General features: G+C 64.8%; 23 protein-coding genes and 1 tRNA gene. 9 read left to right on the top strand and 15 right to left on the bottom strand.

Features of this window, described 5'->3' with window-relative positions:
* Window positions 1-294: 294 nt before the first annotated feature.
* From HDR50_RS06065 to HDR50_RS06040, 6 genes are all read right to left on the bottom strand, one after another.
* Entirely contained in the window at window positions 295-483 is a 189-nt protein-coding gene (locus tag HDR50_RS06065) for a hypothetical protein (protein WP_291356885.1), read from the bottom strand.
* 86 nt (window positions 484-569) lie between these two features.
* On the bottom strand, window positions 570-986 hold the full coding sequence (locus HDR50_RS06060; protein WP_291356883.1) for a hypothetical protein: 417 nt from the start codon (window positions 984-986) through the stop codon (window positions 570-572).
* 68 nt (window positions 987-1,054) lie between these two features.
* Window positions 1,055-1,450, bottom strand: a complete 396-nt coding sequence (locus HDR50_RS06055; RefSeq protein WP_291356881.1) for a hypothetical protein — start codon at window positions 1,448-1,450, stop codon at window positions 1,055-1,057.
* 146 nt (window positions 1,451-1,596) lie between these two features.
* Window positions 1,597-1,854, bottom strand: coding sequence for a hypothetical protein (locus HDR50_RS06050; RefSeq protein WP_291356879.1), 258 nt, complete (start codon window positions 1,852-1,854; stop codon window positions 1,597-1,599).
* Window positions 1,855-1,989: 135 nt separating this feature from the next.
* Window positions 1,990-2,142 carry a hypothetical protein gene (locus HDR50_RS06045; protein WP_291356877.1) on the bottom strand — a complete coding sequence of 51 codons (153 nt, stop codon included), beginning with the start codon at window positions 2,140-2,142 and terminating at the stop codon, window positions 1,990-1,992.
* Between the two features lie 10 nt (window positions 2,143-2,152).
* Window positions 2,153-2,392, bottom strand: a complete 240-nt coding sequence (locus HDR50_RS06040; protein WP_291356875.1) for a hypothetical protein — start codon at window positions 2,390-2,392, stop codon at window positions 2,153-2,155.
* A 405-nt stretch (window positions 2,393-2,797) separates the two neighbouring features.
* Between HDR50_RS06040 and HDR50_RS06035 the strand changes: the two genes are divergently transcribed.
* The gene (locus tag HDR50_RS06035) at window positions 2,798-3,235 is read left to right on the top strand and encodes a methylglyoxal synthase (protein ID WP_291356873.1); all 438 of its coding nucleotides are present in this window, start codon (window positions 2,798-2,800) and stop codon (window positions 3,233-3,235) included.
* Between the two features lie 52 nt (window positions 3,236-3,287).
* Entirely contained in the window at window positions 3,288-4,016 is a 729-nt protein-coding gene (locus HDR50_RS06030) for a hypothetical protein (protein WP_291356871.1), read from the top strand.
* Between the two features lie 83 nt (window positions 4,017-4,099).
* Here HDR50_RS06030 and HDR50_RS06025 read toward each other — a convergent pair whose 3' ends face one another.
* Window positions 4,100-5,017 (bottom strand): DMT family transporter, encoded by a 918-nt coding sequence (locus HDR50_RS06025; protein ID WP_291356869.1) that lies wholly within the window; start codon window positions 5,015-5,017, stop codon window positions 4,100-4,102.
* Window positions 5,018-6,158: 1,141 nt separating this feature from the next.
* Window positions 6,159-6,234: transfer RNA gene (locus HDR50_RS06020), tRNA-Lys, on the bottom strand.
* A 101-nt stretch (window positions 6,235-6,335) separates the two neighbouring features.
* Between HDR50_RS06020 and HDR50_RS06015 the strand changes: the two genes are divergently transcribed.
* From HDR50_RS06015 to HDR50_RS06005, 3 genes are all read left to right on the top strand, one after another.
* Window positions 6,336-8,282, top strand: a complete 1,947-nt coding sequence (locus tag HDR50_RS06015; RefSeq protein ID WP_291356867.1) for a cytochrome c biogenesis protein CcdA — start codon at window positions 6,336-6,338, stop codon at window positions 8,280-8,282.
* Between the two features lie 131 nt (window positions 8,283-8,413).
* The gene (locus HDR50_RS06010; protein ID WP_165076580.1) at window positions 8,414-8,890 is read left to right on the top strand and encodes a chemotaxis protein CheW; all 477 of its coding nucleotides are present in this window, start codon (window positions 8,414-8,416) and stop codon (window positions 8,888-8,890) included.
* A gap of 260 nt (window positions 8,891-9,150) precedes the next feature.
* The gene (locus HDR50_RS06005; protein ID WP_291356865.1) at window positions 9,151-10,590 is read left to right on the top strand and encodes a histidine kinase; all 1,440 of its coding nucleotides are present in this window, start codon (window positions 9,151-9,153) and stop codon (window positions 10,588-10,590) included.
* Window positions 10,591-10,613: 23 nt separating this feature from the next.
* On the opposite strand, the gene HDR50_RS06000 is transcribed toward HDR50_RS06005, so the two are convergent.
* The 6 genes from HDR50_RS06000 to HDR50_RS05975 all read right to left on the bottom strand — a co-directional run bounded on the left by HDR50_RS06000 (window position 10,614) and on the right by HDR50_RS05975 (window position 15,403).
* Window positions 10,614-11,912, bottom strand: coding sequence for a TRAP transporter large permease (locus HDR50_RS06000; protein WP_291356863.1), 1,299 nt, complete (start codon window positions 11,910-11,912; stop codon window positions 10,614-10,616).
* A 66-nt stretch (window positions 11,913-11,978) separates the two neighbouring features.
* Window positions 11,979-12,458 carry a TRAP transporter small permease gene (locus HDR50_RS05995; RefSeq protein WP_291356861.1) on the bottom strand — a complete coding sequence of 160 codons (480 nt, stop codon included), beginning with the start codon at window positions 12,456-12,458 and terminating at the stop codon, window positions 11,979-11,981.
* A 3-nt stretch (window positions 12,459-12,461) separates the two neighbouring features.
* Window positions 12,462-12,611: a hypothetical protein gene (locus tag HDR50_RS05990; protein ID WP_291356859.1), complete on the bottom strand. Its 150-nt coding sequence runs from the start codon at window positions 12,609-12,611 to the stop codon at window positions 12,462-12,464.
* A 78-nt stretch (window positions 12,612-12,689) separates the two neighbouring features.
* Complete coding sequence (locus HDR50_RS05985; RefSeq protein ID WP_291356858.1) at window positions 12,690-13,775, bottom strand: DctP family TRAP transporter solute-binding subunit; 1,086 nt, start codon at window positions 13,773-13,775, stop codon at window positions 12,690-12,692.
* A 58-nt stretch (window positions 13,776-13,833) separates the two neighbouring features.
* On the bottom strand, window positions 13,834-14,805 hold the full coding sequence (locus HDR50_RS05980; protein ID WP_291356857.1) for a hypothetical protein: 972 nt from the start codon (window positions 14,803-14,805) through the stop codon (window positions 13,834-13,836).
* Between the two features lie 148 nt (window positions 14,806-14,953).
* Window positions 14,954-15,403, bottom strand: a complete 450-nt coding sequence (locus tag HDR50_RS05975) for a MarR family transcriptional regulator (protein WP_291356855.1) — start codon at window positions 15,401-15,403, stop codon at window positions 14,954-14,956.
* A 77-nt stretch (window positions 15,404-15,480) separates the two neighbouring features.
* Here HDR50_RS05975 and HDR50_RS05970 point away from each other — a divergent pair, with 77 nt between their 5' ends.
* The 4 genes from HDR50_RS05970 (at window position 15,481) to HDR50_RS05955 (ending at window position 19,546) form a co-directional block, all read left to right on the top strand.
* Window positions 15,481-16,479, top strand: coding sequence for an amidohydrolase family protein (locus HDR50_RS05970; protein ID WP_291356853.1), 999 nt, complete (start codon window positions 15,481-15,483; stop codon window positions 16,477-16,479).
* Window positions 16,480-16,521: 42 nt separating this feature from the next.
* Window positions 16,522-17,019, top strand: a complete 498-nt coding sequence (locus HDR50_RS05965) for a hypothetical protein (protein WP_291356851.1) — start codon at window positions 16,522-16,524, stop codon at window positions 17,017-17,019.
* 172 nt (window positions 17,020-17,191) lie between these two features.
* Window positions 17,192-18,691 carry a glycerol kinase GlpK gene (gene glpK / locus HDR50_RS05960; protein WP_291356849.1) on the top strand — a complete coding sequence of 500 codons (1,500 nt, stop codon included), beginning with the start codon at window positions 17,192-17,194 and terminating at the stop codon, window positions 18,689-18,691.
* Window positions 18,692-18,802: 111 nt separating this feature from the next.
* Complete coding sequence (locus HDR50_RS05955; RefSeq protein WP_291356847.1) at window positions 18,803-19,546, top strand: MIP/aquaporin family protein; 744 nt, start codon at window positions 18,803-18,805, stop codon at window positions 19,544-19,546.
* Window positions 19,547-19,656: 110 nt separating this feature from the next.
* Here the strand turns inward: HDR50_RS05955 and gdhA are convergent, their stop codons facing one another.
* Window positions 19,657-21,006, bottom strand: a complete 1,350-nt coding sequence (gdhA, locus tag HDR50_RS05950) for an NADP-specific glutamate dehydrogenase (RefSeq protein WP_291356845.1) — start codon at window positions 21,004-21,006, stop codon at window positions 19,657-19,659.
* Window positions 21,007-21,051 lie beyond the last annotated feature (45 nt).

Below are 21,051 nucleotides of genomic sequence, written 5' to 3'. Positions count from 1 at the left end.
CCACAAAAGTGTGGAGGGTTTGGGCGACAAGACGCGCGGGGTGTGGTCATTGTCTGCCTGCTGTGAGGAACAATTCCCAAGACAGGCAGGCCCGTACGCCCTATGCCCGTAGCCGGTGATGCGGCGGCAGTATCCGTGCACATCCTGGCCGGCATTGACAGACTGCACAAGCAGCAAGAAAAAGCCCCGGCACGCCGTTCTCGGCCGGAGTGCCGGGGCTTCCCTTCATGTGCGGGGTTGCTCAGACTGCGTGCTTACTTGTTTTTCCTGATAAAGTACTTGAATTTTCCGGCGTCACGCAAATAAAAAATCGGCATTGTAGTCCACGCAGGGGCGCCAATAGTCAGGCTGAAGCGCGAAGCCCAGGCTGTCCAGAGATGGGGATGCCTCGTCCGGCAGCACGTAGGAAGGCAGGACTTTTTGCGAACGGTTGTCATACCGGGGGTTGTTCCCCAGATTGGTCTGCGAGATTTTCTCCAACATATCCCGCAGTTCCTGCGGGTCGCGCTTCGGAAGAGCAAAAGGGATGATGTCGTCCTTTTCCTGCAGAAGGTTATCCGGCGACGTCGTTAGCCGGACGTCATTGATGGTATTGTAGATAAGCGTCGGGTAAGCCTTGATGCCGATTTTTTTCCGACCACGAAATCGAGAAGCGCGTTCGTATCCGCGGCTAACTTTTGAAAGGCCGTGTCTTCCTTGCGCACGCCCTTGGCAAACTGGCTGAAGGCTTCGGGCAACGGCTCGATCATGATAAAGCCGGTCCGCGGGATGGTGTAACGCTCAGACCGGTATCTGTCGATGGCGTATTGCACGGTGCCGCCCTTGCCGTTCTTGCCGATGCCGGCCCGGAGGATCTTGATGAGCGAGCTTGTCACGCTCCACGAGTCGCTGACGGTGCTGCCCACCGCGTCGAGGATCTCCGTTTCGGACTTGCCCTCGGAAGGGGCCGCCTTGCCGGCGAGTCCGCCGACGATGATGTTCCGCAAGATGCCCGCCTGCGCGCTCACGGCGGACAGGCACAAGAGACAGACCAGCGCTGTGCAGGCGCGTTTTTTTATCGCTGTTTCCCAAAGCTGTGCCCCCTGCCATACGGCCGGAAGGCGGGCCCGTGTTTGTCAATAATCAGCGAGCCACGGGGCGCTTTGGGCGGCTCGGGCGCCTTCATGGCCGGGTCGAAGCGGGGCTTTTCCACCTCCATCTTCAGGGCCGGCGTTGGGGCGGATCTTTCCGCCGCCGACTTTGGCGCCTGCCCCGCGCCCTGGTCCCCCGAGCAGCCGCCGAGCCCCACTGTCCAGCGCGCGAGGCGGCTCAGGCGGCGGGAGGTCTCCATGTCTGCGGCGGTGAGGATGGCGCCGGAAAGGCTGATGTGCCAGAAAATGTAGAGGACCGTGAGGCCCAGCAGCAGAAGCCGCATGGGCGTGAGCCCCGGGGAGAGTCGGGGCGGGCGCATCACAGGCATCTCTCGGCGTTTGCGGGGCATGGGCTGAGCTTTGCGGAAGGGCCGGGCAGCGAGGGCCCGGGGTTTGCGCCGCCGTCTCACCGGCAGGGGCGGGGCGCGCAGCCCCGGCCGGTGTCATTAACAGCCCTGCCAGCGGCTCACATCATCGACTTGCGTTTTTGCGAAGCCGCGTTTTCCTGCTCCTGCTTCGCCTTTTGCTGCTCGTCGATTTTTGCCTTCACAAGGGAAAGGACCTGCTGGAAGGCCTCGCGAGTCAGGTCCGCGTCGAGCAGCATGGCGGCCGTGAAATCCTTGGTGATGACGGCGCAGTCGCCGTTTTTCTCCCAGCAGTCGGCCTCGGGCGTGCTGGGCTCCACGCGGCCGGCCAGCCGGTTGCTGAAGGTGTTGGCCTTCAAATTCCTGAGTATGGTATTGGCTGAAATGGCGCGCGGGGTCCTCCGCCGGCTCTTCGGGGACCTTGGAGGGCATGGGCGCGCCGTAGCGCTCCATGAACAGGCCCTGCATATCCTTGAGATACACATCAAGACCGCTCACGCCGTGTAAGTCTCAATGGCAAAACACTTCCACTGGCCGTCTTTACTGGCGAAATAGAGATAGAGTTGCGGAACTTCCTGGCTGTAAGTGCGGATGACGCAGAGCAGCAGCTCCCCATAACTGGCAAGCGCCACCAGATTCTTGTCCACCAGATACAGGTCATTGCTCGGGGGGGATGCCGGGCTGCCCGGGCACTGCGGAGTGTGCGGAAAGGAAGCGCTGAAACGGGTCGTTCAGATTGGTGGGGAGGGCCTGCTGGTGCATGCCCGAAGCCTGGCCGTATCGCTCGGGCAGGTTGAACCCCTCCATGGTCACGCCCTTGGCGCGGGCATTCTGCAGGGGCTGCTCCGGGCTTTGGTCAAGGGTGAAGCCGTAGAGGCTGAAGCCCTCGGCCGCCATGGCCGGGCGCAGGGGCAGGAGCAGGGCGCCGAGAAGCGCGAGCAGCAGGACGGTTTTTTTATATCCTTTCCCTCGGGGTGCTGGAGGTGGGGCCGGAGTCCCTATATGGCATTACTGGCTAGCAATATAGGCTAATCGACTAAAATACAAGCATGCTTGGGGGATTTTTGCGTTGACCCTGAACGGGTACGGAGGGGCGTGCGGGATGCGGTGCGAAGAAGGGGCAGGCCGTGGCGGGGAGCGTAATGGCGCGGCGCCGGAACTCTTCGGGCCTTTTCGGGCAGCCCGCGGCGCTCTTGCCAAAATATGGCAATCGACTACACTCCTTGGCAAAAGGGCGGGAGACCCCCGTCATTCCTGGGACGTTCCGGGCGCCCGCATCCGCGCCGCCGTTGGAGGCACAGCATGGCAAGACACGTCGCCGGGGCCAAGCGCATCGCGCTCATCGCCCATGACAACATGAAGGCCGGGCTCATCGACTGGTGCCGCGAGCACAAGGCCGCCCTCGAGGGCCACGAGCTCTGCGGCACGGGCACGACCTCGCGCCTCATCCGGGAGGCCACGGGGCTGCATGTCAAGTCCTTCCTGAGCGGCCCCCTGGGCGGCGACCAGCAGGTGGGCGCGACGCTCGCCGAGGGGCGCCTCGACATGGTCATCTTTTTTTCTGACCCGCTCACCGCGCAACCCCATGACCCGGACGTGAAGGCGCTTTTGCGCATCGCGCAGGTGTATGACGTGCCCATCGCGCTCAACCGCTCCAGCGCGGATTTTTTCGTGACATCGCCGTTTTTCGCCGAGGAATACAGCTACGAGCCACATATCGTGGACGGCCGGCGCCCCTAGGCCCGCGCCTTTTGCATGAAGAGGCCCCCGCCGGGGGCGCGAGGCTGCACTGATGAAAAACTTCGCCGCTTGCGCACTGCTCGCGCTCCTGCTCGCCGCCTGTGCGGAAACGCCGGACGGCACCATCGTGCTCAATGAGGAGACGGTGGAAAATTTCTTTGAAGGCGGGGCGCTCAAGGCCTGGAACCCGCCCTCGGACCTCAACCTCGTCATGGATCAGCCGGTGACGCGGGCCGACATCCCGCCGGTGCCCACGGGTGCGGTGCGCCTCTGCGGTACGCTGGATTCCGCAGGGCGCTATACCACCAGGGCAACCCCGCAGGCCGACTTCCCGGGAGCTTCGCAACGCGGCTCCACCTTCAGCAACAGCGTGTACGGGATGCTCGGCGCTGCCGGCACTGGCGGCAATGCCTGGTTTTATGCGGATATCGACCCGGCTAGCGGGCAGATAACCGACGCCCGGGCCTACCTCTATGGCTTCAATGGCGGCGTCTGCGACCTGCGCGAGAGCGCCGGCGGCTCCTGGGGCGAGGTCGGGCCGGAGGGCTTCCTGCTCACCATTGACGGCTATTGCGCCTTCCCGGCCGAATCCGGCTCCACGGCGGCGTATGCGCTCCTCATCAAGGGGCAGGGCAATGTGCTGGCAGGCACGGCGCCGGTAACGCTGGATGTGAGCTATATCGTTGACAATAACGGCAAATTTAAGACTATCCCGGCCGACCCGCGGGCGTACTGGGAAATTTATGACTACGGCACAGGGCGCGTCCGCGTGGAGCGCTGAGGACTACGCCGCCCCGGCGTCACACATGCGCTGCGGGCGGCAAGGGCTTGGGGGACGCCGCCGCGGGTTGACGGACGCTGTTGTCACGCGCCGGCCGGTCGCCCGGATGCGCGCAGGGTGAGCCAGATACCCGCGAGGATCATAAGGCCGCAGAGCACGAGGCGCAGCGAAATGGCCTCACCCAGCAGGACAAGGCCCAGTACCGCAGTTATGGGCGGCACGGCGAGCTGGCTCGCGGATGCCGCCATGATGCTGAGCCTGGGCTGCACCGCATACCACACCGTATAGCCCAGCGCCGAAGCTCCCGCGCCGGAGGCGATGGCGCAGAGCAGCGCCTGTTCTTCGAGCCCCGTACGGGGGGCGCCCTCGTTCATCAGGGAAAGCAGCAGCACGCCCGCGGCTGGCAGGGAGGCACGCAGGAAGTTCCCCGCCGTGGCGAGCCCCGGGTCGGCCACGGCCCTCCCGGCCATGGTGTAGGCGCCCCACGAGATCCCCGCGAGAGAGATGAGCAGGGCATTCATCAGGGGCGGCGAGCTGAGGCCGGGAACGAGCAGCAGCGCAAGGCCCGCAAACGCGAGCGCGAGTCCCGCAAGTTGCCGACTGCCCGGCCTGAGGCCGCAATGCATGCCCCAGCCGATCATGCTGACCTGGATGGCGGAATTTTGGATCAGCGTGCCCGTTGCCGAGGGCATGTTCACATAGCCGCAGGCGAAACAGAGCATATAGCAGAACAGAAAAATGGCGCAGGGCCAGGAGCTTTGGGCCATGAGCTCCCGCCAGAGGCGCACGGGGCCCACAGGCCGGGCAAAGGCCCAAATGGCGAAGAGCATGGCCGCCCCCGAGAAGCAGCGCACCGCCACAAAACACAGCGGATGCATGCCACAGACCGCCAGGGCGGATCGGCACAGGATGGCATTGAGGGAGAAGCAGAGAAAGCAGAACAGCGTCAGGAGCGCGATGAGAATAGCGCCTCCCGGGCGTGCAAGATACTGCGTCAGCATGGGCAAAGCATCCTCGTGGACTCTCCGTGCTTCAGGCGCCAAGGTTACCGTACGCGACGGCAGCAACGCAAGCCGGCGGGCCATGCTTTCCATTTCCGCAGTCCACCAAAAGAGCCTCCGGCAGCCGCAATTTCCCCCAGGAGGGCATGAGCGAGAAGGCGCATGGCTCTCGCGCGTCGGGGTTGATACGATTCGAGGCGGGGCAGGGCGGTGCGCCGCCGCCATTATTGTGGCGGAACCAGCCGTCGCGTGCCTGTTGGGGCACTGTGCCGGGCGTGGCGCGCCGATGCTTTTGGGAAGGCTTTGTTATACTTTTGAGTTGGTGGTGCGCCTGTGCTGCATCTGTAATGCCGAAATTATCCGTCAAAAACAGCCTTGCTCCAGCCGTTGCGACGAAGGAAGCTACGGATGGAGACAGCAGTTAGCCACCGCGTAGGACAATCTGCGAAACCGCTGTCGCTATCCGTAAGCAGGCAGAGCCTGCTAACGGCTACCGCTTCGGCGCTGGCTGCGTCAGAGAAAAATTTCCTCGGTCGAGTACTTAAGTACACTCCCTTTGGAAATTTTTATCTTCCTTGCTCCAGCCGTTGCGACAAAGGAAGCTACGGATGGAGACAGCAGTTGGTTACCCCGTCAGCCAGTCAACGCAACCGCTGTCGCTATCCGTAAGGCTCGCAGGCTCGCCAACGGCTAGCGCGCCAGTGCCGAAAAATCTTATTTTTAGGATTCTTCCGGCACCAGCACCCGTCTTCCGCTGCGCTCCAGACGGATCTAAGGAAGATTCGTCAACCGCTCAGTATAACAAAACTTTCGGGGAAGCGTGGACCGGTAGGCGGCCATGCGGGGGGACGTCCCGGAACTTCAGAGCGGCAGTTCCACCGTTTTGTTGAATGCCGCGGGCAGAAAGCCGCCGTGCCCCTTATCATCCCGGAAGTTCCGGCCGATACGGTCTTTTGCACCTGCGCCCTGCGCCGCTCCACAGAGCGCCTGTTCCTTTGACGGGGGGCGGCGCGCAGGATATAAGGGGCCAAGAAATGTCTTGGCTTAATAAGGCAGGGGGAGCATGGAAAGCGTTTGGGGCAAAGGCGGCCGCAAAAACGGAAAAAGCCCCCGCGAGGCTTCCCGCAGGGGCTTGAAAAGCTGGTGGGCCATCAGGGACTCGAACCCCGAACCAACTGATTAAGAGTCAGCTGCTCTACCAATTGAGCTAATGACCCGAACGAAAAACAGCCTATGCGGCTGCCGCGGACTTGTCAAATGTTTTTTTCGCCCCTCTGAAAAAAGCAGTTTCCGCCGGCAGCAGACGGCTTTTTGGGCTATGCCGCACATATTTTTCCTTGCGCTCTTCCTCTCCTGCTGGAGCCTTCTCGCGTGGGCGCCGTGCGCGTGCGCTACCGACGTGGCCCCGACCCTCGAATTTGCGAGTAAGGGCGACGGCGTGGTGGCGGCCATGCGCTACCGCATCCCCGAGGGCTATCACGCCTACGCGCACGAGGCCGCGGAGACCGGGCGCCCGACGAATCTTGCCGTAACGCTGGAAGGCAAGGGCGCCATGCCGGTGCTCTACCCGTCAGGCTCGCTCCAGCGCGACCAGTTCGACCCGGACAGCACGGTCTCCACCTATGAGGGGGACGTAGTCGTGGCGGTGCTCCTGCCGGAGGAGGCCCGGGGGCGCATGTATGCGGCCGAGCTCACCATGCTCCTCTGCTCCGACAGGCATTGCCTGCCCGTGAGCCAGAGCCTCAGCGGCACGGTGCCCGAACTGTTGCCCGACTTTTCCGGGCGCGACTGGCGCGAGGCCGTTGTGTCCCTGCTGGAGAAGGCGGGGCTCCCGCAGGCTTCGCGCGGTGGTGTGCCCGTGGACGTGCTCGTGGAAGAAGAGGGCGCGGCGCCGCCCCCGCGCACGTCAGCCTCCGCCGCCGATGCGGAGCCGCAGGAAGCTGCCGCCGGGGAGGAGGCTTCGCTGTTGCCCACGGACGGCGCCGCCCTGCCCCCACCCGAGGATTTCGACCTCAAGCTCACGCCGCGCTACGCCGACGCCGCGCTCGAGATTTTCGGCCTCGGCAAGGCGCTCTTTCTCGGGTTGCTCGCCGGGCTCATCCTCAATGCCATGCCCTGCGTACTGCCCGTGCTGACCTTCAAGATCAGCGGGCTTTTGCTCATGGGCGGCGGCACCGGGGCGAACCTGCGCCAGTTCCGCGAGCACAATCTCTGCTTTGCCGCGGGCATACTCACGCTCTTTACCGGCCTCGCCCTGCTGCTGGGCCTTGCGGACCTCATGTGGGGCCAGCTCTACCAGAACCAGGCCATCCTTTTGGTCATGCTGCTCCTCGTGTTTCTCATGGGGCTCTCCATGCTCGGCGTGTTCTCGCTGCCGAGCTTTGACCTCAAGCCCGGGGCGGCCGTGCACAATCCGCGGCTTCAGGCCTATCTCACGGGGCTTGTCTCCACCTTTCTCGCCACGCCGTGCAGCGGTCCGCTGCTCGGCGGCGTGCTCGGCTGGGCCTTCACGCAGCCGCTCTTCGTGCTGGTGGTGGTGTTCTGGTCAGTGGGGCTCGGCATGGCGCTGCCCTATCTCGTGTTCAGCATCTGGCCGGCGCTCGCGCGCATCCTGCCGCGGCCCGGGCCGTGGATGCACGTTTTCGAGCACCTGGTCGGCTTTTTGCTGCTCGCCACGGCGCTCTACCTGCTCTCCATCCTGCCGGTGGAAAAGCACATGCAGGTGCTGAGCGTCCTTTTGGTGGTGGCGCTCTGCGCGTGGCTGTGGGGGCGCTACTGCTCGCTGTCGGCGCCCCCCATGCGCCGCCGCATCCTGGGCGTGGCGGGCTGCGTGCTCCTTGGTCTCGCTGTCGTCTGGGTGCTTCGGCCGGTGACGCCGCTGCCGCAGTGGCGCGACTTTTCGCCGGAATATTTCACCGCCAATCTTGGCAAGAAGCCGCTGCTGCTGGAATTCACCGCGGACTGGTGCCCGAACTGCAAATTCCTCGAGGCCACGGTGCTCACCGGCGAGCGCCTGCGCGAGTGGCAGGCGAGGCACGGCATGGAGCTCGTGCGCGTTGACCTGACGCGCCCCAACGCCTATGCCGTGCGCCTTTTGGAAATGCTCGGCAGCAAGAGCATCCCGCTCACGGCGCTCTTCCCGGCCGGGGAGATGGCGGAAAAGCCGCTGGTATTGCGCGATCTGTATACTGCGGAAGACCTGGGGCGCGCGCTTCACCAGACCTTCCCCGAGCGCCTTCCCGCGCCAGGCGAGCCCCTGTTCTGAAGCGTTTTTTTCATAAGGCCCCTAGGGAACTTTACGCTTGGGACGATAAGGCTTAGTGTGACCAAGCATGTGCGGCGCGGCCGGCGGCAGCCTCCTGCCGCGCAGGACACCAGTGAGACGAGGGAGCGGATATGGATCCAACTCTGAAAAAGCAGGATGACGAGCTCCTGCAACTGGTGACGTTCAGCATCGGCGACGAGGAATTCGGCGTGAACATCCTCAAGGTGCAGGAGATCATCCGCACCATGGAAATCACCAAGGTTCCCCGTGCGCCGGAATTTGTGGAAGGCGTCATCAACCTGCGGGGGAAGGTGATCCCGATCATCGACCTGAGGCGCCGTTTCGGTCTTGCGCCCAAGGCGCACGACAAGAACACGCGCATCATCGTGATCGAGATCAACAATATCATTGTGGGCTTCGTGGTGGACGCCGTCTCGGAGGTGCTCCGCATCCCGGCGAGCACGGTGGAACCGCCGCCGCCCGTGGTGGCCGGTGTCGAGTCCGACTATATCAGCGGCGTGGGCCAGCTCCAGGACAGGCTGCTCATCATGCTCGACCTCGACAAGCTGCTTTCCAGCGAAGATGTGGAAATGCTGAGCGCCATGTAGCGCCGGCGCGCACTCCGCAACAGTTCCTGCCGTCCGTGGCCCGGGGCGCCCTTCTGGCGCTCCGGGAGCGGGCGGGAAATCCTCCTTTTCAAGATCGGGCGCAGTTTGCCCCTCCCACCGGCGGCACGGCCAGCGCGGGTTTTCGTTGCTGTCGCCCGGCGCTTGCGGTGCCGGCGTGGCCGGGCTATGCTTCGGGCGCCGGTGGGCGGTGTGCGTCCCGTTTCCGGCCAGCCTGTCCCAAGCGGAGGTCCTGAGCGCGCATGCCCCCCCCAAGCCTGCCCGGTGTGCTGCTCCTGTGCGAGAGCGAGGCTCTCGGCGCGCTGGACAAGCGCGCCCTCAGGGAGGCCGGGGCCTCGGAGGTGCGGGTCATGACTTCCGGGGTGGCGGCGGCGCGCATGCTGGCGGGCATCACGCCCGACAAATCGGGCTTTTCCCCCGAGATCATCGTCTGCACGCAGAAGCTGGAAGACATGGATGGCGAACAGTTCTGCGCCATCCTGCGTCTGCACCCGCGCCTTCTCGCCATGCCCGTGCTGCTCATCCTGCCCAACGACAGCGAGGCCGAGCAGCTCAAGACCCTGGGCAGCGGCGCCAGCGCCCTGCTCGGGCGGCCCTATTCGGTGCCCGCGCTCCAGCAAAAGCTCACCGCGCTCCTGGCCGAGCGCCCCAGACTCGACCAGCTCCGCCTCGCGGCGCAGCATACGGATACGAGCGCCTTTGACGCGGCGCTCACCACCTACGGCGTGCTGCTCAGGCCCGAGCGCCAGCCGGAAGATTATTTTCGCGTGGGCATGCGCTGCCTAGGGGAGAACCGCTGGAACCACGCCATCAGCGCTTTCCAGCGCGCCCTGCGCAGCGCGCAGATCAAGGGCGAGGCCGAGCTCGGCATGGCGGCGGCCTGGAAGGGCAAGGGCGACATGCCCCGCTTCCACGCGTGGCTGGCGCGGGCGGCCGAGACCTTCGTGCGCGCGCGCCGCTGGCACCGCGCCCGCACCGCGTATGCGCGGCTGTTGCAGGATGACCCCGCCGCGAGGAGCCCCTTCCTTGCGGAGGCGCATCGCCTTATCCGTGAAAACGCCTATGACGAGGCGGCAGAAGCCCTGGCCCAGAGCCTCGAGGTGACGCCGCAGGCGCAGGACAGGTTCGCCCGCATCTGCCTCACTGCGCAAAGTCCCGAAGCCATGCTGGCCGCGCTGGAGGCCGGGCTTGGCAAGGCCATGGGCGAGAGCGCGGGCGACGCCCTGAGCCAGGACATCCGCGAAAGCCTCAACGCCTTCGCCAAGGAACGCGAGGAGCGCCAGCGCCAGGTGGCGGCGGAACGCCAAAGGCAGCTCAGCCGGGTCATGGCCGCCCGACGCGGCGCCAGTGCGGAAGGGGATGGCGGAGCGGTGGAAGGCGCGGAAGCTGAAGCGGCGGTCGGGCAGGACGCCGGCGCCGAAGCAGAAACTCAGGCCGCGGCCTCACGCCGGGAGCGGCCGGGCGCAAGTGCAATGCCCGGAAAGGTCGCGCCCGCCGCCGGGGAAATGGATGCAGATCAGGGTGCGGAAGAGGACGAAAGCGCGAAAACGCCGCCTGCTCCTGCGCTCAAGCCCCTCACCGAAGCCGACGCCACCACCAGCCTTTTCTCCGGCGTCCCCATGCTGAACGAGCTCATTGCCGTCATCAAGCTCACCTGGAAGCTCATGCGCCGCACGCGCTAGCGGAAAGCGCCCCGCCGCTCCACCTACGAAAGCCCGAGCAAACGCGGCAGGAAGGTGGAAAGCCCCGGGAAGAGCACGATGACGATAAGCGCCAAAAGCGCCGCGCCGATGAGCGGGAGCGCCGCCTTGCTGATCTGCTCCATGGTCAGGCCGCTGATATTCGCCCCCACATAGAGGTTGACGGCCACCGGCGGCGTGACCTGCCCGACGGCGAGGTTCACCGTCATCATGATGCCGAACCAGATGGGGTCCCACCCGAAATGGGCCATGATGGGGAGCATGAAGGGCAAAAAGACATAATAGATGGAGATGGCGTCCAGCAGCATGCCCGCGAGCAGCAGGATGATGTTGATCATCAAAAGCACGATCCACGGGTCGCTGGAGACGGAAAGCAGCAGGGCCGAGCCGCGCTCCACCAAGCCTACCGTGGACGCCACCCACGAATAGAGCCCCGCGCACGTCACCACGATCATCACCACCGCCGTGGCCTGCATGCTGGCGGAAAAGATCTCGAACAGTATCTTCACGCTGTTGATGGTGCGATAGATGAAGATACCCACGAACAGCCCCCAGAACACGGCCACGGCCGCGGCCTCGGTGGGGGTGAAGATGCCGCCGTAGATGCCGCCCAGGATGACCGCCGGGGTGAGCACGCCCCAGAAGGCCTCCCGAAAGGCCTTGCCCACCGGCTTGGTGCCGCGCTTGCCGCGATAGCCCTTCCTGCGGGAGATGAGGTACACCGCGCCCATGATGCACAGGGCCACGATGAGGCCGGGCACGAAACCGGCGGCAAAGAGCGCGGGAACGGACACGTTGGCGATGCCGCCGTAGACGATGAAGGCGATGCTCGGCGGGATGACGATGGCGAGGCCCGAGGTTACGGAGACCGTTGCGGCCGCGAAGTCGCGGTCATAGCCCACGCGCGTCATGCCCGGGATGAGGATGAGCCCGAGCGCCGCCACCGTGGCCGGCCCGGAGCCGCTGACCGCGCCCCAGAAGGTGGCGACCGCCACGGTGGCGATGGCGAGGCCGCCCGTCATGGTGCCCGTGAGCGATTCCATGAGGGTGACGATGCGCGAGGCGATGCCCGCGCGCTCCATGATATAGCCCGCGAGGATGAAGAAGGGGATGGCGAGCAGCGGAAACTTGGCGATGCCCGCGAAAAAGTTGTAGGAAAGCATGTTCAGGCCCATGTCCCACTTCCAGACGACCACCAGCGCCGCCACGCCCAGCGAGAGCGCGATGGGCACGCGCAGGATGAGCGGCACGAGGAAGAGCGTCAAAAGCCAGAAGGCGGGGTCCTGAAAAAGCGTACTTTCCATGGCAGGTTTTGGGGCGCGCTGCGGCGCTGGCCGTAACGCGGGCGCGGGGCTTCGGCCGCGCCGTCGCTAAAAGTTGCCCGTGCGCAGGTCAAGCCAGGAGCGCTGGCACATGCGCACGATGATGAGCAGGGAAAACAGCGGCGTCGCAATGGTATACCACCACACGGGCACGCCGAGCGATTCGGAAATGGAGTCAAGCTCGTACTCGTCGAGGACTTCAAGCGTGCCCGTCCAGCAGAGCGCGCCGAAAAAGAGCACGCACAGGGCGCAGCCGAACCAGTAGCATGCCTTGCGCGCCGGCTTGGGCAGCGCCTCGTACACGATATTCATGCCAAGGTGCGTCCCCTGGCGGAAGGCGCGCGCCGTGCCGAGCAACACCACCCAGACAAAGAAATTCACCGTCAGCTCCTCGCTCCAGGCAAAGGAAAACGAGGTGCAGTAGCGCACGATGACATTGATGAAGGCCACCGTGGCCATGATGGCGAGCAGGATGGAGCCCAGCACTTCCTCGAAATGCTCGTTCAGGTAGTGGAGCGGGTGGCGCATGGCCTACCTCCCTGCGCCCCCGGACGCCGGGGCGGATGTCTGCGCGGGCGCCTGCGGGGAGCCGATGTCCTCATCGTTGATGACGACAAACACGATGGCCGAGCCGAGAATGATGAGCGCAAAAAGAAGCAGCATCTTGGGAATGGGGCGCATGGTTCGTTCCTCTCTCCATGCCCCGCGGCCGCCCCGCGAGGTGCGCGGGGGGCCGCAGGGCGCAAACGTCGCGCCGGGCTACTTGACGGCGGCCATGTCGCTTTCGGCCGCCTTCACGAGGTCGGGCCCGATCTTGGCCGTCCAGTCGTCACGCACCTTCTGCGTGGCCTTGTGAAAGGCCTGGATCTGCTCGGGCGTGAGGCGGGTGACGGTCATGCCGTTTTCCTTCATGGTGGCGTAGGGGTCGGCCGCTTCGGGCAGCTCGCCGATGCTCTTCAGGTAGGCGGCGGAAGCGCCGTCATCCATGCCGAGGCGCGAAAGGGCCTTGCCGTACTTTTCCGCTTCGGCCGCGCATTCCACGAGCAGCTTCTGGTCCTCGGGGCTGAAGCTCTTCCACACCTGCGGGTTCACGCCCATGAGCAGGGGGTCGATCATGTAGTGCCAGTCGCTGTGGTGCTTGTGGAAATCCCAGATCTTGAGCGGGATGTTGATGCCGTTGGTCGGGTTTTCCTGGCCGTCCACCACGCCCTGCTGGAAGCCGGTGGTGGCCTCGCTCCAGTTCATGTTCACCGGGTTGGCGCCCAGCTCACGGAAGGTCTCGATGAAGATGGGGCTGCCCACCACGCGGATCTTGAGGCCCTTCATGTCCTCGGGCGAGGCGATGGGGCCCTTGCTGGTGGTGAGCTCGCGGAAGCCGTTCTCGGCCCAGCCGATGATCTTCACGCCCTTGTCCTCGATGGCGTCCACCATCATCTTGCCGGACTTTCCGGCCTCGATGGCGTCCATGGCCTTGTAGCGGTCGGGCTGGGCGGCGATGAAGAAGGGCAGCGCGGGGAGGTTGAGTTCCTTGATCTGCGGCGACCAGTTGATGGTCGAGGCCAGGGCGAAGTCGATGGCGCCGTTGCGCAGCATGAGGAATTCCGAGGTCTGCTTGCCGGAGAGCAGCTGGCTCGAGGGATAGACCTTGATATTGATGCGCCCGTCGGAGCGCTTGCGCACGAGGTCCGCGAAATAGGTGGCCGTCTTGCCCCAGCCGGAGGTGGCGCCGGGCACCACGCTCAGCTTGTATTCGCCCTTGTATGGTTCCGCCTTGGCAGCCGAAAGCGGCGCGGCCATGAGGCACGCGCAGGCCACCAGGGCGAGAAAGAGTTTTCCGCGTTTCATAAGACCTCCTCGGGTGTTTGCGCCCGGGCCTCTTCCGCATGCGGCCCGGGCAAGTGCCCTACAGGGCGGGCAGAAGAAGCATCAGGAGCGGCAGCACGGCCACCAGCCCCAGTGTGCTGAAGATCCAGCAGGCATTGGCAAGGTCCACGTCAAGGTGGAAGAGGGTCGGCGGCACGAGCGCGGTCATGGCCACGGGCATGGCCGAGAGGATGGCCACCACCCTGAGCGGCAGCCCGCCCTCCATGCTGCCGAAACCGAGCGCCGCCGCGAGGCTGATGATGACCACCGGCACGGCCGCGAACTTGATGGCGCAGACGGCGAGGCTCGGCGCGAGATAGCACGAGAGCCGCGACAGGCGCAGGCTCAGGCCGATGGCGAAGAGAAAGAGCGTGGTCGCCACGATCATGGCGCCCGAGGCGAGCGGCCCGCAAAAGTCCGGCCTGGGCGCGCCCGCGAGATTGAGCACGAAGCCTGTGCCGAGCGCGCAGACGATGACACAGAGGATGGGGTCGAGCCTGAAGGCGCGGAAGGAGAGCTTCGTTTGCGTATTTTCCGGGCTGTACCAGCGCGCGATGGGGAAGGAGACGCTGAAATAGTAGAGCTCTTCGCAGAGGCGGTAGAGCGCCACCAGCGCGATGGAGTTTTCCCCCAGAAAGAGCAGGCTCGTGAGGCCGCCCACGGCGCCGATATTGGTGAAGGTGCCGCAGCAGTAGAGGCTGCCGGTCTGCGGGCGGTCGAGATGGAGTTTTTTCGCGGCCACAAGGGCGATGGCCCCGCCGAGCACCCAAGCGGCGAGCCCGAGGATGGGGAGGGCGATGAGGCGGGGCTCGGGCTTGGGCAGCCCCCAGAGCGAGAGCATGGCCGAAAGCGGGATGAGCACGAAGACGGCGAGCACCTGCATCTTCTTGCGGGCCTCCTCCATGCGGGCGACGCCCCAAGGGAGCTTCCCGGCCTCGACGGCATGGCGCGAGGCATAGCCCGCTGCCAGGCTGGCGAAGATGATGCCGAGAGTGAGGAGGAGACGTTCCATATTTCTCCCCGGTGACGGCCGGTGCTCCGGCGCCGCCTGCGGGGCACCGAAAAGGCGCGCCCGGCGCTTGCGATGCGGAAAGGGAACACATAGCCCCGGCCGCCGCTTTTGTCAAAAAAACCGCGCGCGTTGCCGGGGCATTTTCGGCTCAACTCCCCTTCGCGCCCTCGTGCAAGGTGGCGGAGATTTTTTCCAGCAGGCGGATGACCGTTTCCTCCTCTTCAGGCGTCATGCCCCGGCAGGCGCGGGCCACGGTTTTTCGGATGGCGCCGTCCAGCAGCGGCCGCAGCTCTTCGGCTTTTTGCGTCAGGAACACGCCCTTGGTGCAGCCATTGAGGGGCGCGCGGCGCACGAGGCCCTGCTTTTCCAGATAGTCGAGCGAGCGGCTGATGGCGGCGCCATCCTTGCCCGTTTCGCGCGCGAGGCCGTTCTGGCTTATGCCCGGCTTGCGGCTGACCGCCTGGAGCACGGAAAACTGCGGATGCGTGAGGGCAAGCCCGGCGGCGCGCAATTCCGCGTGCAAGGTCTCGGTGAGCGCGGCAAAGGCCCGGTGCAGGTGGTAACCCAGGGCGTTTTTTTCGTCATCGGCCTTGCGCATTGACACGCCTCCTGAAGTATTGATATATCAATAGTCACGTTCCGGCGCGCGGCAAATACCCGGAACCGGAGGAAAACATGAAGATCATCGCCCTGGAAGAGCATATCGTTTCCAAGCCCATTTCAAAAGCCACCGCCAAGGCGGTGGCGGACGCCTATCCCTACGCCGAGACTTTCCTGCACCCGGCGGCCGCCGACATGCCGGACGTGGCGCAGCTTTTCAGCCTGGGCGAGCAGCGCGTCGCCATACTGGACAAGGCCGGCATCGACATGGAGGTGGTCTCCTACACCAACGCCTCGCAATGGCTCACCGGGGCCGAGGCCGCCACGCTTACCACGCTGGCCAACGATGCCATGGCCGCGGCCATCAAGCCTTGGCCCAAGAGGTTCCGCGCCTTTGCCACTCTCCCCTGGGCAAGCCCGCAGGAGGCTGTGGCGGAGCTGAAACGTTGCGTTTCCGAGCTCGGTTTTGTGGGCGCGCTCATTTCCGGGCGCCCGGGCACGGGGTCGCTCTTTCTGGACGACCCGCGCTTCGAACCCGTGTGGCAGTGCTTTTGCGAGCTTGATGTGCCGCTCTACGTCCATCCCAACTTCACCTGCAAGGAGGTGTGCGCCGCCTATTACAGCGGCCTCGGCGACCAGGTGGACACCATCGTCAGCGCCTATGGCTGGGGCTGGCATGTGGAAGCCGGCGTGCAGGTGCTGCGCATGATCCTGCGCGGCGTGTTCGAGCGCTTCCCGGGGCTCAAGATCATCTCCGGCCATTGGGGCGAAGTGCTGCCCTATTACCTCACCCGGCTCGACCAGATGCTCTCCCCGGCGGTGACGGGCCTTCCGCAAACGATTTCCACGTATTACAAAGATCATGTCTGGATCACGCCCAGCGGGGTCTGGGATTATAACTGCCTGGAATATTGCCTGAAAAAGGTGGGCATCGGCCACCTGCTCTATTCCACGGATTTTCCCTACCTGCCAGAGAAGGGCGCCCGCGCCTTCCTGGAGGACGCCCCCCTCACGGAGGAGGAAAAGACCATGTTCGGCAGCGCCAATGCGGAGAAACTGCTGCATATCAACTGAGGTGGGAAAAGCTCCCCCCCGAGACTTAAGCTGGAGCATATCATGGCAGTCCTGAAAAGCCGCGGCATGAAGATCCTGAAGATAGTTCATCTTCTGGGCGTCGCCTGCTGGCTCGGCGGCGCGGTCTCCATGATCATGCTCAACCTCTCCAGCGTGGGGGCCGACCGCGAGGGGATGCTCTACGGCATCAATTTTTCCAGTCATGTGCTGGATATGTGGGTGGTCATCACCCTTGGCCTCGGGACTTGCGTGCTCACGGGCCTCATCTACGGCCTGCTGACGCCGTGGGACTTCTTCCGCCTGCGCTGGGTGGCGGTGAAATGGGCCGTCACCGCATTCTGTTTCGCCAGCGGCTGGCTGTTCCTCGGGCGCTGGGAAGCCGCCCTGCTCGCCATGAGCGAGGCGGCCGGCAATGGCGCCCTCCAGGAGGCGGCCTACCGGCAGGTCCGCGCGCTCCACCTCGCCGGCTCGCTTGTGCAGGTGGCCCTGCTCATCTTCCTTGTGGCCGTCTCTGTCATTCGGCCCTGGAAGCGGCGCTGACCGCTCCCCGGGGCGCGTCCTTTTTCTCTCCTCCTGTTTTTTCTGCACCGCCCCCGAAAGGGCGGTCATTTTTCTGGTCATGCGCCCTTTTTTGCGATAGGTGGAAAGGAAAGGGGCACGACAAGCCCGCACCGTTTTTGTTTCCCACCAAATCGAGCCGCAAGGAGGGCCCATGAATTCACGCAAGTACATCTTGGCTTTGGATCAGGGTACAAGCAGCTCCCGCGCCTTGGTTTTCGACAAGGGGGGCAATATCTGCTCCACGGCGCAGCGGGAATTTCCGCAGATCTTCCCGCGCTCGGGCTGGGTGGAGCATGACCCGCACCAGATATGGGCCTCGCAGGCCTCGGTGGTGGCCGAGGCCATCTCGACCATTGGCATCAACGGCCATGACATCGCGGGCATCGGCATCACCAACCAGCGCGAGACCACCATCGTCTGGGACAAGGAGACCGAGGAACCGGTCTACAACGCCATCGTCTGGCAGGACCGCCGCACCGCCGACTATTGCGACCACCTGCGCGAAGAGGGCAAGGTGGACTTCATCCGCGACAAGACCGGCCTCATCCTCGACGCCTATTTCAGCGCCACCAAGGTGAAATGGATCCTCGACAACGTGCCCGGCGCNCGCCGNCGCGCCGANGANGGCAANCTGCTCTTCGGCACNGTGGANTCCTGGCTCGTGTGGCGGCTCACCCGCGGCGAAGTGCATGTGACCGACGTGAGCAACGCCTCGCGCACCATGCTCTACAANATCCACACNCTNGACTGGGACCAGGAGCTGCTCGACCTCTTCGACATCCCNCGCTCCATGATGCCNGACGTGCGCTCNAGCAGCGAGGTCTACGGCCACACCACCACCACGCTCTTCGCGCACAAGCTGCCCATCTCGGGCATGGCNGGCGACCAGCAGGCCGCNCTCTTCGGNCAGATGTGCATCGAGCCCGGCTCNGTGAAAAACACCTACGGCACGGGCTGCTTNNTGCTCATGAACAGCGGCGACAAGCCCATCCGNTCCGAAAACGACCTGCTCACCACCATCGCCTGGAAGATCGGCGACAAGGTCACCTACGCNCTCGANGGCTCCATCTTCGTGGGCGGNTCGGTGGTNCAGTGGCTGCGCGACGGCCTCAAGTGCATCCGCAGTTCCGAGGAGGTGGAGGAACTGGCNGCCTCNGTGCCGGATACGGACGGCGTGTATTTCGTGCCGGCNCTNACNGGCCTCGGCGCCCCCTGGTGGGANCAGTANGCCCGCGGCTNCATCTCGGGCATCACCCGCGGCACCACCNNGGCGCANATCGCCNGNGCNGCGCTCGAGGGCATCGCCTTCCAGACCTATGACATCGTGCGCGCCATGGAGCGCGATTCNGGCCTCNCCCTCGCCAACCTCAAGGTGGANGGCGGCGCNTCGCGCAACAACCTNCTCATGCAGTTCCAGAGCGANATCCTCGCCTGCGAGGTGCTGCGCCCGCGCATCACCGAGACCACGGCNCTNGGCGCNGCCTACCTGGCCGGCCTCGCCGTGGGCTTCTGGGAGAGCATNGGCGAGATCCAGTCNCAGTGGCAGGTGGAGCGCGCCTTCTCGCCCTTTGGCGACACNGCNCGCGTGGCCNAGCAGATCGAGGGCTGGCACAAGGCCGTGGAAGCNGTCATCTGCCAGTATCCCAAGTAGGCGGNCGACNGCTTTTTTGCAACNCNCATCGGCGCNNGGCGGCCGCCCCNTTGGGCCGCCGCGCCGGGAAGACACCAGGCACATATCCGACGCGAAAACAAGGAGCGCGCTATGGAAACCAGCCTGTTCGTGAAATGCATTTTCGAGCTTCTCGGCACCTTNGTCATGATCCTTCTGGGCTGCGGNGTGGTGGCCTGCTGTAATCTCCAGGGCTCCAANGGNCAGGGNGGCGGCTGGGTGGTCATCACCCTNGCGTGGGGNCTCGCGGTCATGTGCGGCGTGCTCATCGCCGGGCCCTATTCCGGGGCGCACCTCAACCCGGCGGTCAGCATCGGCCTTGCCGCGGCCGGCAAGTTCCCGTGGGGCTTTGTCATCCCCTTCATCATCGCCCAGATGCTCGGGGCCTTNCTCGGGGCCGTGGCCGTCTATGTGTTNTACAAGGANCACTTNGACGCCACNGATGANNAGCCCACCAAGCTCGGCGTCTTCTCCACNATCCCGGCCATCCGCAANTACNGGCGCAACCTNGTCTGCGANGTGCTNGGCACCTTCGTGCTCGTGCTCGTCATCCTCTACATGAGCGAGACCGGCAACACCGCCGAGGTCGGCCTCGGCAGCATCGGGGCCATCCCCGTGGCGCTNCTCGTGGTGGTCATCGGCATGTCGCTCGGCGGCACCACGGGCTATGCCATCAATCCCGCGCGCGACATGGGCCCGCGCCTCGCGCATGCGGCGCTGCCCATCAAGGACAAGGGCAGCAATGACTGGGAATACAGCTGGATCCCCATCCTCGGCCCCATNCTCGGCGCCGTGACCGCGGCCATCGTCTTTGCTGTGGTGAAAAGCATGATGTAAGNCCGCNCNNNGGCNAGTTAAACGAAAAGGCTGTCCACTCCCNNANGNGNGTGNACAGCCTTTTNGTTTTAACGNATGCCCCNGNCGNCAGGGCNGGGAACGGCTAACGCCTAAATCCCCTGGGCGATCATGGCGTCNGCCACCTTGCGGAAGCCGGCGATGTTGGCGCCCATGACGAGGTTGCCGGGCTCGCCGAATTCCTTGGCGGTGTCGGCGGCGTTCTTGTAGATNTTGTCCATGATGCGGTGCAGCTTTTCGTCCACCGTGGCGAANTCCCAGCTCTGCATGCTGGCGTTCTGCGCCATCTCGAGCTGGCTCGTGGCCACGCCGCCCGCATTGGCGGCCTTGGCCGGGCCGTAGGCGATGCCGGCCTTCACGAAGGCATGCACCGCATCCAGCGTGGAGGGCATGTTGGCGCCTTCGGCCACGCACTTGCAGCCGTTGGCAAGCAGGGTCTCGGCGTCGGCAAGGTTGAGCTCGTTCTGCGTGGCGCAGGGGAAGGCGGCGAAGCAGGGCACGCTCCACACGGCGTTGCGGCCCTTGGGATAGTCGGCGACGGCCGTGTACTTGGCCGAGGGCACGAGCTCCGCATAGCGGGTGAGCGACGCGCGCTCCACTTCCTTCACCTGCTGGAGCACATCCACGCGGATGCCGGAGGGGTCATATATCATGCCGCGCGAATCGGACACGGTGACGGGCTTGGCACCGATCTGCTGGAGCTTCTGGCAGCAGTAGATGGCCACGTTGCCCGCGCCGGAGACCGCGCATTCTTTGCCTTCCAGGGTTTCGTTGCGCGCCTTGAGCATGGCCTGCGCGAAGTAGACCACGCCGTAGCCCGTGGCCTCGGTGCGCGCGAGCGAGCCGCCGAAGAGCAGGTTCTTGCCGGTGAGCACGCCTTCATAACTCTTGGTGAGGCGCTTGAACTGGCCGAAGAGGAAGCCGATCTCGCGGCCGCCCACGCCGATGTCGCCCGCGGGCACGTCGATGGTGGCGCCGATGTGGCGGAAGAGCTCGGTCATGAAGGCCTGGCAGAAGCGCATGACCTCCATCTCGGACTTGCCCTTGGGGTCAAAGTCCGAGCCGCCCTTGCCGCCGCCGATGGCCAGGCCGGTGAGCGAATTCTTGAAGATCTGCTCGAAGCCGAGGAACTTGAGGATGCCGAGATTGACGCTCGGGTGCAGCCTGAGCCCGCCCTTGTAGGGGCCGATGGCCGAATTGTACTGCACGCGGTAGCCGCGGTTCACCTGGATCTGGCCCTTGTCGTCCACCCAGTCCACCCGGAAGGCGATGATGCGCTCGGGCTCGGTGATGCGCTCAAGGATGCGGTATTTCTCGTATTTGTCATTCCTTTCCAGGATGGGCGTCAGGCTCTGCAAAACCTCCTGCACCGCCTGGAGGAAGACCGGCTCGCAGGTGTAGCGTTCCTTCAGGTTGTCCATCACGCGCTGCACATATGTCATTCTCTGCTCCTTTGCTCGGGCGCCTTGGCGCCCGGTTCACAAATC

It is taken from the genome of Desulfovibrio sp., from assembly GCF_014803725.1.
Lineage (GTDB): Bacteria > Desulfobacterota > Desulfovibrionia > Desulfovibrionales > Desulfovibrionaceae > Desulfovibrio.
The sequence above is the reverse complement of the archived record's forward strand: the minus strand, read 5'-3'. Positions and strand labels throughout refer to the sequence as shown.

Coding starts and splice junctions, on each gene's coding strand:
- HDR50_RS05990 (WP_291356859.1), bottom strand. CDS start 12,611: ATGCGCCCCATTCCCAAGATGCTGCTTCTTTTTGCGCTCATCATTCTC.
- HDR50_RS05995 (WP_291356861.1), bottom strand. CDS start 12,458: ATGCGCCACCCGCTCCACTACCTGAACGAGCATTTCGAGGAAGTGCTG.
- HDR50_RS05980 (WP_291356857.1), bottom strand. CDS start 14,805: ATGGAACGTCTCCTCCTCACTCTCGGCATCATCTTCGCCAGCCTGGCA.
- HDR50_RS06035 (WP_291356873.1), top strand. CDS start 2,798: ATGGCAAGACACGTCGCCGGGGCCAAGCGCATCGCGCTCATCGCCCAT.
- HDR50_RS06055 (WP_291356881.1), bottom strand. CDS start 1,450: ATGCGCCCGCCCCGACTCTCCCCGGGGCTCACGCCCATGCGGCTTCTG.
- HDR50_RS06005 (WP_291356865.1), top strand. CDS start 9,151: ATGCCCCCCCCAAGCCTGCCCGGTGTGCTGCTCCTGTGCGAGAGCGAG.
- HDR50_RS06040 (WP_291356875.1), bottom strand. CDS start 2,392: ATGGCGGCCGAGGGCTTCAGCCTCTACGGCTTCACCCTTGACCAAAGC.
- HDR50_RS06010 (WP_165076580.1), top strand. CDS start 8,414: ATGGATCCAACTCTGAAAAAGCAGGATGACGAGCTCCTGCAACTGGTG.
- HDR50_RS06025 (WP_291356869.1), bottom strand. CDS start 5,017: ATGCTGACGCAGTATCTTGCACGCCCGGGAGGCGCTATTCTCATCGCG.
- HDR50_RS05965 (WP_291356851.1), top strand. CDS start 16,522: ATGGCAGTCCTGAAAAGCCGCGGCATGAAGATCCTGAAGATAGTTCAT.
- HDR50_RS05985 (WP_291356858.1), bottom strand. CDS start 13,775: ATGAAACGCGGAAAACTCTTTCTCGCCCTGGTGGCCTGCGCGTGCCTC.
- HDR50_RS05970 (WP_291356853.1), top strand. CDS start 15,481: ATGAAGATCATCGCCCTGGAAGAGCATATCGTTTCCAAGCCCATTTCA.
- HDR50_RS06000 (WP_291356863.1), bottom strand. CDS start 11,912: ATGGAAAGTACGCTTTTTCAGGACCCCGCCTTCTGGCTTTTGACGCTC.
- HDR50_RS06065 (WP_291356885.1), bottom strand. CDS start 483: ATGTTGGAGAAAATCTCGCAGACCAATCTGGGGAACAACCCCCGGTAT.
- HDR50_RS05975 (WP_291356855.1), bottom strand. CDS start 15,403: ATGCGCAAGGCCGATGACGAAAAAAACGCCCTGGGTTACCACCTGCAC.
- HDR50_RS06030 (WP_291356871.1), top strand. CDS start 3,288: ATGAAAAACTTCGCCGCTTGCGCACTGCTCGCGCTCCTGCTCGCCGCC.
- HDR50_RS06015 (WP_291356867.1), top strand. CDS start 6,336: ATGCCGCACATATTTTTCCTTGCGCTCTTCCTCTCCTGCTGGAGCCTT.